This is a genomic window from Nonomuraea sp. NPDC051298, from assembly GCF_055586305.1.
The window spans coordinates 71,694-91,049 of the sequence record NZ_JBVJIM010000034.1; the positions used below are offsets into that span (position 1 = coordinate 71,694).

General features: G+C 73.1%; 15 protein-coding genes and 1 pseudogene. 10 read left to right on the forward strand and 6 right to left on the reverse strand.

All coding sequences use genetic code 11. The features are described from left to right. The first annotated feature begins 46 nt into the window (after positions 1 to 46). Entirely contained in the window at positions 47 to 5,641 is a 5,595-nt protein-coding gene (locus tag ACZ6S0_RS48305) for a non-ribosomal peptide synthetase/MFS transporter (protein WP_465927047.1), read from the forward strand. Between the two features lie 486 nt (positions 5,642 to 6,127). Here ACZ6S0_RS48305 and ACZ6S0_RS48310 read toward each other — a convergent pair. After that, positions 6,128 to 6,475, reverse strand: a pseudogene (locus tag ACZ6S0_RS48310) (sigma factor); the annotation flags it as partial. Between the two features lie 148 nt (positions 6,476 to 6,623). Between ACZ6S0_RS48310 and ACZ6S0_RS48315 the strand changes: the two are divergent. After that, a complete protein-coding gene (locus ACZ6S0_RS48315) occupies positions 6,624 to 7,373 on the forward strand; it encodes an FMN-dependent NADH-azoreductase (RefSeq protein ID WP_465927049.1) in 750 nt (249 codons plus the stop codon). Here ACZ6S0_RS48315 and ACZ6S0_RS48320 read toward each other — a convergent pair. Beyond that, positions 7,339 to 8,136, reverse strand: a complete 798-nt coding sequence (locus ACZ6S0_RS48320; RefSeq protein ID WP_465927051.1) for a DUF1963 domain-containing protein — start codon at positions 8,134 to 8,136, stop codon at positions 7,339 to 7,341. The genes ACZ6S0_RS48315 and ACZ6S0_RS48320 overlap by 35 nt on opposite strands. 69 nt (positions 8,137 to 8,205) lie before the next feature. Further along, entirely contained in the window at positions 8,206 to 8,880 is a 675-nt protein-coding gene (locus ACZ6S0_RS48325) for a GntR family transcriptional regulator (RefSeq protein WP_465927053.1), read from the reverse strand. Between the two features lie 122 nt (positions 8,881 to 9,002). Between ACZ6S0_RS48325 and ACZ6S0_RS48330 the strand changes: the two genes are divergently transcribed. The 5 genes from ACZ6S0_RS48330 to ACZ6S0_RS48350 are packed head-to-tail and all read left to right on the forward strand — an operon-like array spanning position 9,003 to position 14,757. Continuing rightward, a complete protein-coding gene (locus ACZ6S0_RS48330; RefSeq protein ID WP_465927055.1) occupies positions 9,003 to 10,061 on the forward strand; it encodes a sugar ABC transporter substrate-binding protein in 1,059 nt (352 codons plus the stop codon). A 28-nt stretch (positions 10,062 to 10,089) separates the two neighbouring features. Next, entirely contained in the window at positions 10,090 to 11,175 is a 1,086-nt protein-coding gene (locus ACZ6S0_RS48335) for a mandelate racemase/muconate lactonizing enzyme family protein (RefSeq protein ID WP_465927057.1), read from the forward strand. Beyond that, on the forward strand, positions 11,172 to 12,242 hold the full coding sequence (locus tag ACZ6S0_RS48340; protein ID WP_465927059.1) for an ABC transporter permease: 1,071 nt from the start codon (positions 11,172 to 11,174) through the stop codon (positions 12,240 to 12,242). Before ACZ6S0_RS48335 ends, ACZ6S0_RS48340 begins: the two co-directional genes overlap by 4 nt. Then, the gene (locus ACZ6S0_RS48345) at positions 12,239 to 13,228 is read left to right on the forward strand and encodes an ABC transporter permease (protein WP_465927061.1); all 990 of its coding nucleotides are present in this window, start codon (positions 12,239 to 12,241) and stop codon (positions 13,226 to 13,228) included. The genes ACZ6S0_RS48340 and ACZ6S0_RS48345 overlap by 4 nt, the downstream gene beginning before the upstream one ends. Beyond that, on the forward strand, positions 13,228 to 14,757 hold the full coding sequence (locus ACZ6S0_RS48350) for a sugar ABC transporter ATP-binding protein (RefSeq protein ID WP_465927063.1): 1,530 nt from the start codon (positions 13,228 to 13,230) through the stop codon (positions 14,755 to 14,757). The genes ACZ6S0_RS48345 and ACZ6S0_RS48350 overlap by 1 nt, the downstream gene beginning before the upstream one ends. A gap of 28 nt (positions 14,758 to 14,785) precedes the next feature. Here ACZ6S0_RS48350 and ACZ6S0_RS48355 read toward each other — a convergent pair whose 3' ends face one another. Genes ACZ6S0_RS48355 through ACZ6S0_RS48365 form a run of 3 tightly spaced genes read right to left on the reverse strand, consistent with a single transcriptional unit; the run spans position 14,786 to position 17,056 of the window. Continuing rightward, positions 14,786 to 15,691: a F510_1955 family glycosylhydrolase gene (locus ACZ6S0_RS48355; RefSeq protein ID WP_465927065.1), complete on the reverse strand. Its 906-nt coding sequence runs from the start codon at positions 15,689 to 15,691 to the stop codon at positions 14,786 to 14,788. Positions 15,692 to 15,734: 43 nt separating this feature from the next. Further along, positions 15,735 to 16,685 carry a M56 family metallopeptidase gene (locus tag ACZ6S0_RS48360; protein ID WP_465927067.1) on the reverse strand — a complete coding sequence of 317 codons (951 nt, stop codon included), beginning with the start codon at positions 16,683 to 16,685 and terminating at the stop codon, positions 15,735 to 15,737. Further along, positions 16,682 to 17,056 (reverse strand): BlaI/MecI/CopY family transcriptional regulator, encoded by a 375-nt coding sequence (locus ACZ6S0_RS48365; protein WP_465927069.1) that lies wholly within the window; start codon positions 17,054 to 17,056, stop codon positions 16,682 to 16,684. Before ACZ6S0_RS48365 ends, ACZ6S0_RS48360 begins: the two co-directional genes overlap by 4 nt. 134 nt (positions 17,057 to 17,190) lie before the next feature. On the opposite strand from ACZ6S0_RS48365, the gene ACZ6S0_RS48370 reads away from it, so the two are divergent. From ACZ6S0_RS48370 to ACZ6S0_RS48380, 3 genes are all read left to right on the forward strand, one after another. Beyond that, on the forward strand, positions 17,191 to 17,616 hold the full coding sequence (locus ACZ6S0_RS48370; protein WP_465927071.1) for a hypothetical protein: 426 nt from the start codon (positions 17,191 to 17,193) through the stop codon (positions 17,614 to 17,616). Between the two features lie 84 nt (positions 17,617 to 17,700). Further along, positions 17,701 to 18,324 (forward strand): DUF305 domain-containing protein, encoded by a 624-nt coding sequence (locus ACZ6S0_RS48375; RefSeq protein WP_465927073.1) that lies wholly within the window; start codon positions 17,701 to 17,703, stop codon positions 18,322 to 18,324. 130 nt (positions 18,325 to 18,454) lie between these two features. Then, a complete protein-coding gene (locus ACZ6S0_RS48380) occupies positions 18,455 to 19,150 on the forward strand; it encodes a hypothetical protein (RefSeq protein ID WP_465927075.1) in 696 nt (231 codons plus the stop codon). The last annotated feature ends 206 nt before the right edge of the window (positions 19,151 to 19,356 follow it).

Consider the following 19,356-nt stretch of genomic DNA (forward strand, 5'->3'; position numbering starts at 1 on the left):
AATTTCTAGCAGAATCTTGCAATTTATTGGCATCGTGGAGGTTTCTGTGACCGATGGCGGAGGTGCCCCGGCGACCCTGTCCGACGCCCGGCGCGCGTTGCTGGCCAAGCGGCTGCGCGCCCGCCAGTCCGGGCCAGGGATCCCCCGGCTCGCCGACGACGCCGAGCCGCCGCTCTCCTTCGCGCAGGAGCGGCTCTGGTTCATGGAGAAGTACGCGCCGGGCGCCGCCGCGTACACCGTCCCGCTGAGCGTGCGCCTGCGCCGCCCGATCGACCCGGAGCCGCTGCGGTCGGCGCTGGCCCGGCTGGCCGCCCGGCACGACACGCTGCGCACCCGCTTCCCCGAGTCCGACGACGGCCGCCCGTCGGCCGTCGTGCTCGGCTCCGCCGACCTCCCGCTGACCGTGGAGGACGCCCCGGGCGAGGAGGAGGCGCGGGCCAGGGTGGCGCGGTTCCTCGCCGTCCCGTTCGACCTCGCCTCCGGCCCCGTCGCCCGCGCGCTCCTGCTCCGGCTGGCCCCCGGGGACCACGTGCTGGCGCTGGCCGTGCACCACATCGCCGCCGACGGCTGGTCCGCCGCGATCCTGCTGCGCGAGCTGCTCGACCTGTACGCCGGGCGCGAGCCGGACCCGTTGCCGCTGCGCCACGCGGACTATGCGGCCTGGCAGCGTTCGCGGCCCGGGGCCGAGGACGACCTCGCCCACTGGCGGGACCGGTTGGACGGGGCCGTCCCGCTGGACCTGCCGGCCGACCGGCCCAGGCCGCCCGAGATCACCTACCGGGGCGCGGGCCACGGCTTCCGGGTGGGCCGCGAGGTCACCGCCCGGCTCGCCCGGCTGGGGGAGGAGCACGCGGCGACGCCGTACATGGTGCTGCTGGCCGCCTTCGGCGCGCTGCTCGGCCGCTACGCCCGCCAGGACGACGTGGTGATCGGCTCCCCGGTGGCCGGGCGGTCGCACCCGGAGCTGGAGGGGCTGGTCGGCTGCTTCGTCAACCTGCTGGCCATGCGGATGGACGTGAGCGGTGACCCGTCGTTCCGCGACCTGCTGCTGCGGGTCCGCGAGAGCGCGCTGGACGCGTACTCGCACCAGGAGCTGCCCTTCGAGCAGCTCGTCGCCGACCTGAACGTGCCCAGGGACCCCTCCCGCTCGCCGATCTTCCAGGTCGTCTTCGCCATGCAGAACTACGGCGCTCCGCGCGGGGCGGCCTCCGAGGCGGAGCCGTTCGACCTCGGGGAGTGGGCGACCCGCTTCGACCTGGAGCTGTACGCGAGCGAGGAGGACGGCGAGCTGACCGGCCTGTTCGTGTACAACACCGCGCTGTTCACCCGCGAGCGCGTCGAGGAGATGAGCGGCCACCTGCTGACGCTGCTCGAGGCGGTCGCGGCGGACCCCGGCCGGCCCGTCCTCGGGATCGACCTGCTGGGCGAGGCGGAACAGGCGCGGCGCGCGACCTGGAACGACACCGCCGCCGACCTCGGCGAGCCCGGCTGCCTCCACTGGGACGTCACCGCCGCCGCCCGCCGCACCCCCGATGCCACCGCGCTGGTGCACCCCGACGGCGTGCTCACCCACCAGGAGGTCGAACGCCGGGCCACGGCGCTGGCCGCCGAGCTGGCCGGGGCGGGGGTGGGCAGGGGAGACCTGGTCGCGGTGGTGATGCGGCGCGGCTGGGAGCAGGTCGTCGCGGTGCTGGCGATCAACCGGGCGGGGGCGGCGTACCTGCCGGTGGACGCCGACCTGCCGCCGGCCCGGCGCGACCACCTGATCGAACGCGGCGGCTGCGCCGTCGCCCTCACCCAGCCCGCGCTGGGCGAGAGCCTCGACTGGCCGCCCGGACTCACCGTGCTGCCCGTCCACGCCACTGCCGCCACTGCCGCCACCGTCGCCGCCGCTGAAGAGGGCTTCGCGGCCGAGCCGTCCGACCTCGCGTACGTGATCTTCACCTCCGGCTCCACCGGAACGCCCAAGGGCGTGATGATCGAGCACCGGGCCGCGCTCAACACCGTCCGCGACATCACCCGGCGCTTCGGCGTCCACGCCGGCGACCGCGTGCTGTCCCTTTCCGCGCTCAGCTTCGACCTGTCCGTCTACGACGTCTTCGGCACCCTGGCCGCCGGAGCGTCCCTCGTCCTGCCCGCGCCCGAGGAGGACAAGGACCCGGCGGCCTGGGCCCGCCTGGTCGCCGGGCACCGCGTCACCGTGTGGAACTCGGTCCCCGCCCTCCTGGAGCTGCTGGTGGACCACGCCGAGCACGAGGGGACCGACCTGTCCTCGCTGCGGCTCGTCCTGCTGTCCGGCGACTGGATCCCGCTGAGCCTGCCCGACCGCATCCGCGCCCTCGCCCCCGGCGTACGCGTCGTCAGCCTCGGCGGCGCGACGGAGGGCGCCATCTGGTCGATCCACCACGAGATCGGCGACGTGGACCCCGCCTGGCCCTCCATCCCGTACGGCCGGCCACTGGCCAACCAGAGCTTCCACATCCTCGACGGGCGGCTGCTCGACGTGCCCGCCGGGGTGCCGGGCGAGTTGTTCATCGGCGGGGCCGGGGTCGCGTCCGGCTACTGGCGCGACCCCGAGCGTACGGCGGCGGCCTTCGTCACCCACCCGCGCACCGGCGAGCCCCTCTACCGGACCGGCGACCTGGGACGCCACCACCACGACGGAACCATCGAGTTCCTCGGCCGGGCCGACTCCCAGGTCAAGATCCGGGGTTACCGGGTGGAGCCGGGCGAGGTCGAGACGCACCTGGCCCGGCATCCGGGCGTGGCCGAATGCGTCGTCACCACCGTGGGGGAGCGCGGGGAGCGCGAACTGGTCGCGTACGTGGTGCCGCGCTCGCTGCCCGGCCCCGGCACGGAGGCCCTGCGCGCCCACCTGGCCCGCGACCTGCCCGGTTACATGGTGCCCACCCGGTTCGTGGAGCTCGAACGACTGCCGCTCAGCTCGAACGGCAAGGTCGACAGGGCACGCCTGCCCGCCCCGGGCCCGGCGGCGGGCGAGGGTGAGCGGGTCGCGCCGCGTACCGCGACCGAGCGGGCGATCGCCGCCATCTGGTGCGACCTGCTCGGCGTGGCGGAACTCGGCATCGACGACGACTTCTTCCAGGCCGGTGGCCACTCGCTGGTCGCCATCAGGGCCGTGGCCAGGCTGCGCAGGGAGCTGCCCGAGGGCTCCGGCGGCGTGGCGGTGACCGACCTGTTCCGCCACCCGACGGTCAGAGAGCTGGCCGCCCTCGTCGAGGGGCCGCCGCGGGAGCGCGGGCTGCTGCAGGAGCTGACCCCCGCCGGACGCACGGCCGAGCTGACGTACGTCTGCGTCCCGTACGGCGGGGGAAGCGCGATCGTCTACCAGCCGCTCGCCGACGCCCTGCCCGGCACGTGCGCGCTGTGGTCGGTGGCGATCCCCGGGCACGACGTGGGCCTGGACGAGGAGCGGCTGGCGTTCGACGACCTGGCCGCCCGGTGCGTGGCGGAGATCAGGGCGAAGGTCACCGGCCCGCTCGTCCTGTACGGGCACTGCGGCGTCGGCTCGGCGCTGACCGTGGAGATCGCCCGCCGCCTGGAGGCCGAGGGCAGGGCGCTGGAGGCGGTCTACATCGGGGCGATCTTCCCGTTCGCCAGGCCGAGCGGCAGGGCGATGTCGGTGCTGTCCAGGCTGGCCCGGATGGAGTTCCTGCGCGGCGACCAGGGGTACGCCAACTGGCTCACCTCGATGGGCGTCGACATGGGCGAGCTGGACCCGGCCCAGGCCCGCCGGATCATCCGCAACATGCGGCGGGACTCGGACGCCGCGGAGGAGTACTTCACCGGGCTCTTCCAGCGGTCGGTCGAACGGCTGCGCGCCCCGGTCATCGCCGTCGCGGGGGAGCGCGACCCGGCCACGGAGTACTACCAGGAGCGGTTCAGGGAGTGGCACTTCCTCACTCCCCGGGCCGCCGTGGTGGTGCTCGACGAGGCGGGCCACTTCTTCCTCAAGTACCGGGCGGAGGAGCTGGCGGAGATCGTCACGCGGACGCATCCCGCGCTCGGGACCGAGGACGCCCCGGCGCGCGGCGTTCCCGGCCCGGAGCCGGGCGGCCCCGGCTGGCGGCTGTCGGGCGTCTCGGTCTCGGACGCCCCGGCGTCCGGCGCCCCCGTCTCCGGCATCCCCGTCTCCGGCGCCCCGGGCTCGGACGTCCCGACCGCCGGTGAGGCGGTGCCGGGGGAGGCGGGCACGGGGGAGGCGGGCACGGGGGACCTGGGCACGAGGGACCTGAGCACGGCGGACCTGGGCACGGGCGGGGCGCGGCCGAGCATGAGCAGGTTCCTGCTGGTCGCGGTGGCCCAGCTCGTGTCGATGGCGGGGTCCGCGCTGACCGAGTTCGCGATCCCGATCTGGATCTACCTCACCACCGGGTCGCTGGCGCAGTTCGCGTTGTTCGCCGTGATCGGGCTGGTGCCGGGCATGCTCGCCTCGCCCATCGCCGGGGCGATCATCGACCGTTCCGACCGGCGGCGGGTGCTCATCATCGGCGACGTGGCCGCGGGCGGCGTCCAGCTCCTCCTCGGCTCGCTGTTGTGGACGGGCAACCTGGAGGTCTGGCACATCTACCCGACGCTGGCGTGCCTGTCGGTGGCCCTGACGTTCCAACGGCTCGCGTACTCGTCGGCCGTGCCCCAGCTCGTCCCCAAGCGGTACCTCGGCCACGCCAACGGGGTCGTGCAGATGGTCGGCGGCACCGCCCAGCTCATCGTGCCGCTCATCGCGGTGGGGCTGATGGCCTCGATCGGCCTCGAGGGCATCCTGATCCTGGACGTGCTCAGCTACGTCGCCGCCATCACGGTGGTGCTGCTCGTCCGCTTCCCCGCGACCATGCCGTGGCGGCGCAAGGAGTCGGTGACGGCCGAGATCGTGGAGGGGTTCCGCTACTCGTGGGGCCAGCGCGGCCTGCGCGCCATGCTGCTGTACTTCGCGGCGCTCAACGTCTTCCTGTCGCCGCTGTTCCTGATGGTCTCGCCGCTGGTGCTGTCGTTCTCGGACCTCGACGGGGTGGCCAGGGTGGCGTTCCTGTCGGGGCTCGGGGCCTTCCTCGGCGGGCTCGCCATGGCCGTATGGGGCGGCCCGCGCCGCTCGCGCATGCGCGGCGTGCTGCTCGGGACGCTCGTCCTGGCCGTCTTCTGCCTCGCCACCGGCCTGCGGGCCGACCTCGCCCTCGTGGCGGCCGGGGCGTTCGGGATGTCGCTGTGCCTGGCCCTGGTCAACGGCATCTACGCCACGATCGTCCAGGTCAAGGTCCCGCAGCGCTACCACGGGCGGGTGTTCGCGCTCAACACGCTGATCGCCTGGTCGACGCTGCCGCTCGCGTTCGGCGTCGTCGCCCCCCTGGGCGCGGCCGTGGCCGAGCCCCTGCTCGCGCCGGGCGGCCCGCTCGCCTCCACGGTGGGGGCGGTCATCGGCGTCGGCGAGGGACGCGGGATCGGCTTCGTCTATGTGCTGTTCGCCGTCGCCATGACCGTGGTCGTCGCCGTGGCCGCGCGCCGCCCGGTCCTGGCCCGCTTCGACGCCGAGGTCCCCGACGCCCTCGCCGACGACCTGGTCGGCCTCCAGGCTCTGCGACGCCGCGCCGCGGAACCCGCCGGCGTCACGCGCTCGCCACGCTGACCTCACGCACCGCCGGCGCCCTCGGCAGGGGGGATCGAGCAGGGCGAGGTCGAGCCGCCTCAGGCGCTCGGGGTCGGCGATCACGTCGTACGCGGTGATCCTGTCGTGCTCGACCGTGAAGGCGACCGCGAACACCAGCCGCCCGCCCGGGGCCACGACCAGCCCGGCCCTGCCGTCGACCAGCGCCGGTTCGGCGAGCCGCGACCGGCGGGCGAGCGCGGCGGTCCCCTCCGCCACGGCCCGCGCGCCGCGCACCTCGGCAGCCATGCCCGGGGGCAGGGCCGCCGGGTCGGCGCGGCGCACCACGTCGGGGGCCAGCACGGCGAGGATGCCGTCGAGGTCACCTTCGCGCGCGGCGGACAGGAACGCGGAGACGACGTGCCGGTGCCGGGCCAGCTCCGCCGCCGGGACCACCGGTGTGCCGTGGACCTTCCGCCGCGCGCGGCTGGCGAGCTTCTTCGTGGTGACGGGCGTGCGCTCCACGATCGGCGCGATCTGGTCGAACGGCACGCCGAACATGTCGTGCAGCACGAACGCGACACGTTCCGCCGGGTTCAGCGTGTCGAGCACCACGAGCAGCGCGTTGCTGACGGAGTCGGCCAGCACCGCCTCGTCCTCCGGCCGGGCTCTCCCGTCGGGCACCTCGTCGAACACCTCCTGCCCGGCCAGGTGCTCGGGCCGTGACCTGCGCGAACGGAGGAGGTCGAGGCAGATCCTGGTCACCGCGGTACGCAGCCAGCCGCCCAGGTTGTCCACCTGACCGGCGTCGACGCGCGCCAGGTGGAGCCAGGTCTCCTGCACGGCGTCCTCGGCCTCGCTCCGCGAGCCCAGCATCCGGTACGCGAGCGCGTGCAGCCGTCCCCGGTGCGCCTCGAACCGTTCGGCCAGCCCGTCACCCTCGTTCACCTGGTCACCTTTCCGCACTTCGCCGCGTCACTCCCCTATGACGTACCCGGCGTGACCGAGGTGACAGGAGAGGACCATGACGACCTTGCTGCATCTGGATTCCAGTGCCCATCGTTGTGAGGAGTCGGTCAGCAGAGGGCTGACCGCGTCGTTCGCCGACACGTGGCGGGCGCTGCACGGCTCCGGCGGTTACCGGTACAGGGATCTGGCCGCCGACCCGGTGCCGCCGCTGGACACCGCCTACTGCGCGCTGGGCAGGCGGGTGGAGCGGCACGGCGCGCTGCCGCCGGACCGGGTGGGCGAGCTGGTCGGGAGCCCGGCCGAGCGGCGGGAGTGGGCGCTGACCCACCCGCTGATCAGCGAGTTGCTGGCGGCCGACACGGTGCTGATCGGCGCGCCGATGTACAACTACGGGGTGCCCGCCGCGCTGAAGACCTGGATCGACCGGGTGAGCTTCCCCGGGGCGTTCAGAGATCCTGACACCGGTGACAGCCTGCTGCGCGACACCCGGGTCGTGGTGATCACCGCGCGCGGCGGCGCGTACGGCCCCGGCACCCCCCGGGAGGGCTGGGACTTCCTGACCCCTTACCTGCGGGCGTACTTCGCCGGGCACGGCGTGCCCGAGGAGAACCTCTTCGTCGTCACCGCCGAGCTGACCATGGCCGGTCTGATGCCGCACCTGGCCGCCTTCCGGCCGTCGGCGGCGAGTTCGCTGGCCACGGCACGCGCCGAGGTGAGCGCCCTGGCGACCGAGACGGCCGGTGCGGCGGTGTGGCGGGCCGCCCCGGCGGTCAGCAGCAGCGCATCTCCGGTTCGACCCGGCTGAAGTCGCCCTCCGCGAACGCCTTCATCGGGATCGTGAAGTACATCGTCCCGTTGTCGCCCCACCCCCACCCGAGGTGCGCGTCTGCCGCCAGTTGGAGCAGGTGAACCACGGGCCCGTCGGCGTCGCGCCGGGTCACCTTGGACGCGTACGACGTGTCCGGCCAGCCGAAGGCGCGGTGGCCGCCGGAGGTGTTGCTGTCGAAGTCGTACATCGTGTCGAGGATGAGCGACGTGGCTCCCCAGTGCTCGTCCCGATCGTAGGGGATGTCGTCGTCATCGACGTCGAAGGAGTCCGGGAGCATGACCACCGGGTCGGCGTGCACGGGGACGGCCGGATAGGTCCTCGCCGGGGCGGGGGCCGCGGTCTCGGCCGCCCGTGCCGGATCGGCGGGGATCACCCGGCACGCCTCGGGCGCGGAATCGTCCAGGTGCCGGTGCTCGTCGTACGGCACGTCGGGGTCGAGGAAGAAGAAGTTGAGCAGGCCCGGCCGGGTGGGCAGGTCGGTCCCGAGCCAGGCGGCGAGCGCGCCGGTGTCGAGCACGGCGTGCAGGGACAGCGGGAAGCCGCCGAACCGAGGCCACGAGGTGCCGGGTTCGAGCAGGGCGGGGCCGCCGAACCGGCAGTGCCCGGTGGCCTCGGCGCCGTCCGCTGCGGGGGCCAGCCGGAAACCGCGGCGGGCCAGGGCGGCGAACTGCCGCCCGGCCCGCTCGCCGAGCCGTTCGACGCTTTCGCGGAGCAGCTCGTGCTGGTCGTCGAATTCCATGCCGAGATGTTCTCAGGCTCCCCCCGCCGATGCGGAACCGGCCCCGGCAACGCTGCGAGTCGAACGCAGTCAGTCGAAGGCTGTCAGGCGGCGCTCGCGGGCCGCGGTCAGGTGTGCGCGCATCGCCGTCTCCGCCGCGTCGGGGTCGGCGGCCTCGATGGCCTCGGCGATGCGCTGGTGTTCCTCGATCGTCGTGCCGGCGTGGGCGTAGGGGAAGTATCTCCGGTGGAGGTGGAGGTGGACGTGCAGGCGTTCGAGGCCCTCGCGCAGCAGGGGGTTGCCCGAGGCCGCGGCGATGAGGTCGTGCAGGCGGGCGTCGTGCGTGGTGAAGGCCGAGTGCCAGCGCCAGCCGCTCGGGTCGTCAGGTTCCTGGGCGATCGTGGTGGCGGCCTCCGCGGTGATCGCCTCGCGCTGTTGCGGGGTGGCCCGTTCGGCGGCCCAGCGCGTGGCGGCGCACTCCAGCAGCAGCCGCATCTCGAAGAGGTGGTCGAACTCGGCGCGGGTGAGCAGCGGGCTGACCGTGTAGCCCACGAGGGGACGCTTGCGGACCAGCCCGTCGGACTCCAGCCGTGCCAGTGCCTCGCGGATCGGTGTCTGTGACACCTCGAGGTCGCGGGCGAGCGCGTCGATGTTGACCCGGTCGCCGGGCCGCATGCTGTGCTCCAGGATCCGCGCCCTGAGCACGTCGTAGACGTCGTCTCCGAGCGTCGAGCGCCGGAGCCGGATCGGTTCGGTGGCTGACATCGGGCCCCATCCTCCCACGGCGGCGTATTGCCCGGACGCCAGGTCTTGACGCGCTGCCGGAACACGGACTATACCTCCATGAAACATCCTATAGGATCCATGATCCTTCGAGAGGCGCGGTCATGAATCAACGACCACTGGTCCGGCTCGGCGGGCTGGCTGCCGCCCTGGTGCTCGCCGCCACCGCCATCGCGGGTTGCACGAGGAAGAGCGACGACCCGGCGACGGCGGACGCGTCCACCAGGACGCCTGACCAGGTCAGAATCGCCCTGGTCCCGGGCGGGGCGCACCCGTACTTCCAGCCGTGGAAGGACGCCGCCGCCAAGGCGAAGAGCGATCTCGGCGTCGGCGACGTCACCTTCAACGAGACCTCCGACTGGGACCAGACCAAGCAGAACGACGTGCTGAAGTCCCTCGCCGCGCAGGGCTACAACGCCTTCGGCGTGTTCGGCGTCTCCCCGGAGAACATCAACGCCACCTTCGAGGACCTCAAGCGGCAGGGCTTCCCCGTCGCCTCGCTGGCGTCCTGCCCGGCGGGCGACGTCGACAAGGCGGACTTCTGCCTGTCCACCGACGTGCAGTTGGCCGCCTACAAGGCGGCGCAGGCCGCGATCGAGGCCATGGGCGGCCAGGGCGACCTGGTGCACCTGACCGGCAACAAGGTCGACTCCAACACCCAGCGCCGCATCGCGGGCGTGCAGAAGGCCGTGGACGAGACCGGCGGGAAGGTCAAGCTCCTGCAGACCGTGACCGACGTGGACAAGGACCTGCAGACGGCGCAGAAGGCCGTCGCCGACCTGCTCGCCGCCAAGGGCGACCAGATCCAGGGCATCGTCAACACCGCCTACAACCCGGCGGTGGCCTCCGCGGAGGGCGTCCAGCGGGCCAAGCTGCCGATCAAGGTCGTCGCGATCGACGACGACAAGACCATCCTCGCCGGAATCCGCGACGGCTCGGTCGCCGCGACCGTGCTGCAGAACCCGGTCGGCCAGGCGTCCGTCGGCTCGTACGCGCTGACGAAGCTCGCGGGCGGCTGCACGATGACCCAGCCGGGCGTGACCGTCGACTCCGGCTCCTTCGTCGTGACCAAGGACGACATCGACACCTACGACACGGACCGGCAGGCGAAGACGGACGAGCTGAAGACGGCGTTCGACAGCCAGTACCTGTCCTGCAAGTAGTCCAGCGAGCCCTCAGGAGGAGCCACCCTTGCCCGCGATCACCCACGCCGCGGCGTACCTCGTCGACCTCGAGGTGGAGACCGTCCGGACGGACGCCGTCCAGTCGTTCATCAAGCAGGAGACCGTCTTCGTCGAGGTCGAGACCGACGACGGCGGCACCGGCACCGGCTACACGTACACGATCGGCACCGGGGGCACCGCCGTGCTCGCCCTGCTGCGCGACTACCTGCTGCCCAGGCTGGTGGGCGCGGACGCGCGCCGGGTGGAGGCCGTGTGGCACGACCTGTTCGCGGCGACCAGGGCGACCACGGTCGGCGCGATCACCTCCCTGGCCCTGGCCGCCGTGGACACGGCCCTGTGGGACTGGCGGTGCCGGGACGCGGGCCAGCCGCTGTGGGTCCTCGCGGGCGGCGCGAAGGACCGCATCCCGCTGTACGACACCGAGGGCGGCTGGCTGCACCTCACCACCGAGCAGCTCATCGCCGGGGCCAGGGCCAGCAAGGCCGCGGGCTGGCCCGGTGTGAAGCTCAAGATCGGCCGCTCGCCCGTGGAGGACGCGGAGCGGCTGGCCGCGGTCCGCGCGGCGGTCGGGCCGGACTTCGACCTGATGCTCGACGCCAACCAGTCGCTGACCCCCGCGGAGGCGATCAGGCGGGCCAGGCTGCTGGAGCCGTCCGACCCGTACTGGTTCGAGGAGCCGCTGCCGGGCGACGACGTCTCCGGGCACCAGGCGCTGGCCGCGGCCGCCTCGATCCCCGTCGCGGTCGGCGAGTCGCTGTACTCCGTGGCGCAGTTCCGCGAGTACCTGCACCGGCAGGCGGCCGGCATCGTGCAGGTGGACGTGGCGCGCATCGGCGGCATCACGCCCTGGCTCAAGGTCGCGCACCTGGCCGAGGCGTACAACGTGCCGGTCTGCCCGCATTTCCTCATGGAGCTGCACGTGAGCCTGTGCTGTGCGGTCCCGAACAGCCGCTACCTGGAGCACATCCCCCAGCTCAGGGCCATCACCCGGCAGGAGATCGAGGTCGTCGACGGGTACGCGCTCGCGCCGTCGTCACCCGGGCTCGGCATCGTCTGGGACCGGGACGCGATCGACGACCGGAGAGTCCGGTGAGCACGAGCATCGCGACGCCGCCGCAGACCCCGGCACCGGGGCGGCCCGGACCGCGCGGGGCGTCACGGCCGCCGCTCTGGGCCAACCCGCGTCTCGGCCTGCTCATCCTGCTGCTCGCCCTGGTCGCGCTCTTCACCGCGCTGCGGCCGGCGTTCCTGGACACCACGCTCACGCTCGTGCCCCTGCAGTCGGACATCAGCGTGTACGCCGTGGTCGGCCTGTCCCAGCTCGCGGTCCTGTCGCTCGGGCACATGAACATGGCCGTCGGCCGGATGGCGGCGATGAGCGCGTTCGCCATGGGGCTGGCCTACGACCGCCTCGGCGTCTCGCTGGTGGTGGGCCTGGTGATCGGGCTGCTCGTGGGCACGTTGCTCGGCGCGCTGGCGGGGCTGATCATCTCGCGGACCGGGGTCAACTCGTTCGTGGTCACGCTGGCGATGGACTTCGCGCTGGTGGGGCTCATCACGATCCTCTACACCAGGTTCACCGACGGGGTCGCCTTCAGCGTCCGGCCGGCCGGCATGGACGCGCTGCGCAACGACACGTTCGCCGACTACTGCATGGGTGACGTGTGCGGGCCGTACATCCCGCTCGTCGTGCCCCTCGCCCTCGTCGCGGTGCTGGCGGTGGGGCTGCTGTTCCGCTTCAGCAGGCTGGGCAGGGAGATCCTGATGACCGGCGCGAACGAGAGGGCGGCCGAGCTGTCGGGCATCCCCGTACGGAGCCGGGTGGTGCAGGCCCACGCGCTGAGCGGGCTGCTCGCCGGGCTGGCCGGGTTCCTGCTGGCCGCGAACAACGGCGCGTTCTCGGCGCGCATCGGCGACGCGTTCCTGCTGCCGTCGTTCCTCGGGCCGGTGCTCGGCGGCACGCTGCTGGCCGGTGGCGCGGTCAGCGTGCTCGGCACGGTGCTGGGCGCGACGCTCACCCAGGTCATCTACAAGGGCCTGAACCTGCTGCAGTTCCAGCTCGACCAGCTCAACCTCTACATCGGCCTGGTGCTGCTCGGCGCGCTGTCGCTCGACCGCGTACGCCACGTCGCCGCGGAACGAAGGGGGGCGCGGGCATGAGCACCGGCACCAACAGCGCCCGGCCCGTCGGCGGGCTCAGGGGCGTCACCGCCCGGCCCGAGTTCACCCTCGCGGTGCTCGCCGCCGCCGGGTTCGTCGCGCTCGCCGTCGCCACGGACGGCAACCTGCTCTCACGCGGCACCCTGGACGCGTTCTTCCGCTTCCTGGCCGTCCCGATCGTCATCGGCCTGTCCCAGATGGTCGTGCTGGCCATCGGCCAGATGAACCTGTCGGTCGGCACGCTCACGGGCCTGTGCGCCATGGTCGCGGCCTGGCTCATGCTCGAAGCCGGGCTGCCCGCCCCGCTGGCCGTGCTCGGCGCGCTCGGGGTCGGCCTGGCCGCCGGCCTGGTCAACGGGCTGCTCGTCGTGTTCACCCGGATCAACGGTTTCATCGTCACCCTCGCCACCATGACGATCATCGAAGGGCTCCGGTACGGGATCAACGGCCCCGACACCTTCCAGGGATACTCGCAGGGGCTGCGCGACCTGGGCTCGGCCTCGTTGCTCGGGCTGCCGGTCGTCCTCGTCTTCGCCCTGGTGGTGGCCGCCCTGGTGGCGCTGTTCTTCGGCCGGGCGGTGGCGGGCAGGAAGCTGCTGGCGACCGGCGGCAGCCCGTTCGCCGCGCGGCTGTCGGGCGTCTCCAACGACCGTTCGATCGTCATCGCGCACGGGCTCAGCGGCCTGCTCGCCGGGGTGGCCGCCGTCATCACGGTCGCCGCGTCCGGATCGGTCAACTCCAGCATCGGCGACGACCTGCTGCTGCCGAGCTTCGCCGCGCCGATCATCGGCGGGGTCGCGCTGGCCGGCGGGGTGGTCAGCGTCGCGGGCACGTGCCTGGCGGCGTTCCTGGTCCGGCTGGTGGACGTCATGCAGGCGCAGTTCGGCATCAACCCGCGCTGGATCGACCTGATCGTCGGCGCGGTCGTCCTCGGTGCGGTGCTGCTCGGCACCGCACGCCAGAAGCTGTCGAGGGGGCCGTCGTAATGCTCGTCGCAGAGAAGCTGGTGAAGACGTTCCCGGGAGTCCGCGCCCTGGACGGGGCCACGCTGCGGCTGGCCGAGGGCAGCGTGCACGCCCTGCTGGGCGAGAACGGCGCGGGCAAGAGCACGCTCATCAAGATCCTCACCGGGGTGCACAGGCCGGACGGCGGGCGGGTCGCGCTCGACGGCGCCGAGCTGCACCTGAGCGGGCCGCTCGACGCCCAGCGGGCCGGCATCGGCGTGGTCCACCAGGAGCGCAACCTGATCCCAGGGTTCTCCGTCGCCGAGAACATCCTGCTGCACCACCTGCCCCGCCGCTTCGGCCTCGTCGACAGGGAACGGATGCGCGCCGAGGCCCGCCGCTGCCTCGGCCTGCTCGATCTGGACCTCGACCCGGACACCCCGGTCTCCCGGCTGTCCGTGGCGCAGGCGCAGCTCGTCGAGATCGCCAAGGCGCTGAGCGTCGACAGCAAGGTGCTGCTGCTCGACGAGCCGACCGCGTCGCTCACCGGGGACGAGGCCGACCGCCTCTACGGGATCGTCCGCAAGCTGCGCGACGGCGGGCACGCGGTCGTGCTGGTGAGCCACAAGCTGGAGGAGGTGTTCGCGGTCGCGGACACGGTCACCGTGCTGCGCGACGGGCGTACCGTGGCCGAGGCCGAGCCGCTCGCCGGCTACACCCAGGACCAGATCGTCGACCTCATGGTCGGGCGGGCGTACTCGTCGGTCCGCCTCGCCGAGCGGCACGTCGACCCGGCGACGCCACCGGCCCTGCGGCTGGACGGGGTCTCCACCGCGCGGGGCCACCGCGACATCTCCCTGTCGGTGCGCCCCGGGGAGATCCTCGGCCTGTACGGCCTGGTCGGGGCCGGTCGCAGCGAGCTGGCCAAGGCGCTGCTCGGGCTCGACCGGATCACCTCGGGAACGGTGGAGGTGCGAGGCCGCCCGGTGCGCATCCGCGACGTCGGCGAGGCGCTGCGCCGCCACCGCATCGGCTACGTCACCGAGAACCGCAAGGAGGAGGGCCTCTTCCTCGACCAGACGATCGCCCGCAACGTCGGCGTCACCGTGTGGCGCCGCCTGGCCAGGGCCGGGCTGGTCACCGACCGGGCGGAACGACGGCTGGTGGACCGGTACGCCGACCGGCTGGGCATCAGGATCTCGTCGCCGTCGCAGCTCGCGGGCCAGCTCTCCGGCGGCAACCAGCAGAAGGTCAGCCTCGCGAAGTGGCTGGCCGCCGAGTGCGAGATCCTCATCGTGGACGAGCCGACCGTGGGCATCGACGTACGCACCAAGGCGGCGTTCCACGAGCTGATCGCCGAGCTGGCGGAGGCCGGGCTGGCGCTGCTGCTGATCTCCTCGGACCTGCCGGAGATCGTCACGCTCGCCGACCGGATCGCGGTGATGAACGACTTCAGCCTGCGCGGCGAGCTGGTCAACGACCACGACTACGCCCGGATGAGCCAGGCGATCATCCGGCTGATCCACACCGCGCCCCCGCGCCCGCCCGCGGGCGGTGCGGCGGCGGCCTGACGCGCACCACCGGCCTGGGCCGGTCGCGTCAGTTCGCGGGGGAGAAGGCGGGGACGAACGTCGCGCCGCCGTCCTCGGAGTCCAGCACCGTGCCGTCCTCCAGGGCGGCGAGCAGGCGGCGGCGGTCCACGGCGGTGAACGCCGCCGCCCGTCCGGGGAGCCGGCCGACGGCCGACCAGGTCCTGCCGGAGTCCTGGCTGGTGTGGATCCGGCCGTCGGCGTCGGCCCCCACCAGCACGTCGACCGGGAGAGCGTCGCCCGGAGGAGCGTCGCCCGGGAGGACCTCGACGTGGGTGAGGAGCGGTGCCTCGGCCACGTCGGCGTAGTTGATCCCGCCGTCCTCGCTGACCTTCAGCCCGCCGGGCGTCGTGGCGTAGACGCGCGAGGGCTGCCCGGCGTCGGCCCCGAGGTCGAGCACCTGCTCCTCGGTGCCCTGCGTCCAGGTCGCGCCGCCGTCGAGGCTGCGCCAGACCTTGGAGGTCTGGCTGTCGTAGGCGTACAGGTTGTCTCCGGCGGGCTGGATGGAGTGGAAGTCGGCGGTCCCGTCCTCCGAGAGCGTCTTCCAGGTGAGGCCGGAGTCGGCCGACCTGATCAGGCCGAGGTGCGGCGGGCGTCGCGGTGAGACGTCCTCGGCGGAGGGGTGCCCACTGGCCAGGAACGTCTTCGGGCCCGCGACGGTGAAGCCCATGTGGTCCTGGTCGCGCCCGGGGACCTGGACGGCCGTCGTGGGGGAGGTGACCTTGAAGAGTCCGTAGTGGCCCGCGACGTAGAGTGCCCCGTCGGCCGGGTCGAGGCCGACCCCGTGCACGTGGCCGATGCCAAGGCTCGGACCGGCCACGTCCTGCGGCCGCGCCGCCGAGCCGCAGCCCGCCAGGGTGAGGCCCAGCACGACTCCCACGCTGCCCGCACGCAGCCGATGTCCCGCACGCTTCATGGCGGGAAGTCTACCGCTTCCTACTATCGCTCATAGTAGAGGGTTAGAGAGGGAGGAACGAGTGGCAGTGGTGGGCGAGGAACGCGGCCACCCCCGGCGCCGTCGCCAGCGCCGCGGGCCCCGCGAGCAGCGCCGTGACCGCCAGCCGCCCCGCGGCACGCTCCCCGCGCCCGAGCGGCGCCTGCGGATGCAGCATCCGGCGTACGCGGGTCAGCGCGGTCTCGCCGCCCGCCCCCAGCGCGAAGGCCGGCGTCTTGCCGGTGGCGAGGCGTACGAGGGCGGTCGCGAGGTGGATGCGGGGGTGGCGGCGGGCCGCCACGTCGTCGGCCAGCAGCTCGACCAGCCGCGCGACCTCGGCGCGCGCCTCCTCGAACAGCGGCAGACGGGGGAAGGCCAGGGCCGGGGTCTCGGCGGCGGCGAGCAGCAGGTGGTGCCGCCCCCGCAGGTGTGCCCGCTCGTGCGCGAGCACGACCGCGACCTGCTCGGGGGCGAGTGAACGCAACGCCCCCGTGGTGATCACCGCGCGCCCCTTGCGGCCCGGCAGGCAGTACGCCAGGCACTCGTCGTAGTCGACCACGAGCGCGTCGAGGTCGAGGTCGTGCCTGCCGAGCGGGGAGAGCGCCGCGGCGTGCCGGCGACGCTCGCGGCGGGCGCGGAACAGCACCGACACCCCCACGGCGGCGACCCGGACCAGGAGGAGCCCGCCGACGGCGAGGCCCGCCCTGGCCCCGGCCGAGCCGAGCGCCGTCTCGTCGCCGAGCAGCGCGGCGCAGGCCGCGAACAGCTCGGCCAGGCCATGCCCCACCGCCGCCGCGGGTACGGCCACGGCCAGCGCCGACAGCACCGCGGAGGCGATCACCGACGCGCCGGCCGCCAGCCACATGGCGATCGCCAGCCGCGGCGCGCGGTCGGCCCAGGCGGCCCGCCTGAGCAGCCTGGGCAGGCACAGGGCCGCGAGGACGCCGTAGGCGGCGAGGACGACCGCCACCGTCATGAGCTGCGCCCTCCCGGCGGGTACACCTGGAGCGCCGCCTCCAGGGCCCCGGCCTCCTCGGGGGTGAGCCGTTCGAGGAAGTGCACCAGCGTGGCCGCCTGGTTGCCGCTCCTGGCCAGGGACTCGCGCATCACGTCGGCGGTGTACGCCTCCTTGGACGACACCGGCTCGTAGATGTAGGCGCGGCCGACGGGTTTGCGCTTGAGCAGGCCCTTGGTGTGGAGCTTGTCCATCACGGTCATGACCGTCGTGTAGGCCAGGGGCCGCTCCTCCTGGAGGTGCTCCAGGACGTCCCGGACCGAGGCCGGCCGCCTGACGGCCCACATGTGATCCATGATCGTGGACTCGAGCTCTCCGAGATCACGCGCCATCTGACGGTCCCTTCGCCGGCGATCCCGTCAATGCTACCGGCGACCGGGCCGGTTCGGGGCAGGTACTACGATTCGCATTAGTACACTGGCAACCGTCGTGACGTGCGGATGGCCTGGGAGGGGCGATGGAATCAATGCGGCGACGCCGTGCATCGTGCGCCGTCCGCGCCGTCCTGCTCGTCGCCCTCGCCCTGGGCATCGGCGGCATGCACACCCTCGGGCACCTCGACGGCCCTCACGGTTCGGCGCCCGGCGGCGCGCACGCCACCGAGGTGGCCCCGGCGGCCCCGCCCGTGGTGCCGCCCGAGGTGCTGTCCGCGGTGCCCGTCGGGCTCGTGGCCTTCGTGCCGGATCGTACGATGCCCGGTTTCGACCCGACGGACGTGTGCCTGGCCGTCCTGGCGTCTCTCGTTGTCCTGCTGCTGGGCGCCGGATGGGCCTGGGCGGGACGGCGAAGCGCGGCCGGGGTCGAGCGGCCGTCGTCCGTCCGGCGGGTGGCGCGGCCGCCGCCGAAGCTCACGTCGCGGCGCCTGGCCGTTCTCTCGATGTTGCGCATATAGGCCGACGCCTTTTGTGCGGGCCGGTGGTTTCGCCTGCCCGCGTACCGGCCGACCGTTCCAACCCGATCGAGAGAACAACCAGCTATGCGCATCAACCGCAAGATATCCATCCCCGTCGCCGCGGGCGCCCTCGCGCTGCTGACCGCGTGCGGTGGCGGCGGCGACTCCACGACCGGACACGAAGGCATGGGGAGCGGCAGCACGCCCGCGGCCGCCACGACCGCCGCCGTGCGGCCGTCCGCCACGTTCAACGAGGCGGACGTCATGTTCGCGCAGATGATGATCCCGCACCACGAGCAGGCGGTCGAGATGGCCGACCTCGCGCCCACGCGCGCGGCGGACCCGGAGATCAAGGAACTGGCGACGAAGATCAAGGCGGCCCAGGACCCGGAGATCCGGACCATGAAGGACTGGCTGACCGAGTGGGGCAGGCCCGCGCCCGAGGGCGGCCCCGACGGTGGCATGGCACACGAGATGCCCGGCGTCATGTCGGAGGAGGACATGACCAAGCTCGAGGCCGCCAAGGGGACGGAGTTCGACAAGCTGTTCGCGCGGCAGATGATCGCCCATCACGAGGGCGCGATCGAGATGGCCCGCACCGAACAGGCCAACGGCTCGAACCCGCAGGCCAAGGCCCTGGCCAAGACCATCGAGACCGCGCAGCAAGCCGAGGTGGAGCAGTTGCGCAAGCTCCTCGACCGCCTCTGACCCCCTGACCCGCCCGAGCACCCACCCGCTCGGGCGGGTCACTGGGTCGCCCGCTGAAAGAATCTACAATGTAAAGGCGAGTGCGATGGCCACCTGCCGTAGGGCGTGATTCTGCGGTAGGAAGGGCGTCGTGACTGACGATCAGCGGCAGGACCGTCGACGGGGGATTCGTTCGCGGGTGGTCGTGCCCGTGGCGTTCGTGGGGAGCGCCTCGGTGGCCGGAGCGGGGTTCGGCGCGGCGGCCTCCCTCGTCAACGCCCTCTCCCACTCCCAGGCCGACCTGGGAAGCCGCGCCTACACCACCGGCGGGTGGTCGGTCGCGGAGATCATGAGCGTGGTGCTCGACTCCGGTTGGGCGTGGGCGGGCCTGGCGGTGGTGGTGGGGTGGCTGGCGACCCGTTCGGGGCAGCGGCCGGCCGTGGCGTCGGCGCGAGGCGCCGGCGCCGGGGTGCTGGCCCTGCTCGCGGCCGTGGCCGCCTACAGCGCCGTGGACACCGTCCGCAGGGGCTCGTCCTTCCCCTGGTACGAGTCCGAGCCGGCCCTCTGGTGGGTCGCCGCGGTCGTTCTCGGCGGGCCCCTGGGAGCGGTCGGCGCGTGCGTGCGGCGGCCGGGAGCGGTCGGTCTGCTCGCGACGTTGACCGTGCCGGCCGGGGCTGCCGTCCAGATGGCCGTGCTGCCGCCGGGCAGGAACGAGGTGGTGGAGGCCATCGGGCAGGCGGTCGTGTGGACGGCGGCCGCCGCGTTCACGGGTGTGGTCGTGATGCAGTTCGTGCTCGTGGAGCGACTGGAGCGACGGCGGCGGGCCGCGGCGAGACCGGCCGCCTGAGCGCCGCCGGTGGTCGTGGGTTCAGCGGTAGCGGGCGGGGAACCCCGGTCCTTCAGGTCCGGGAGGAATCGCTTACGGTGCCGCACGTTTGTTCGAGTAATGGTAAAGTTTGCAGCGTGAAATTCGTTGTGCAGGTGCGGCTTTTCCCCACGCCCGCCCAGGAAGCGGCGCTGGCGGACACGCTGCGCCTGTGCAACGAAGCGGCG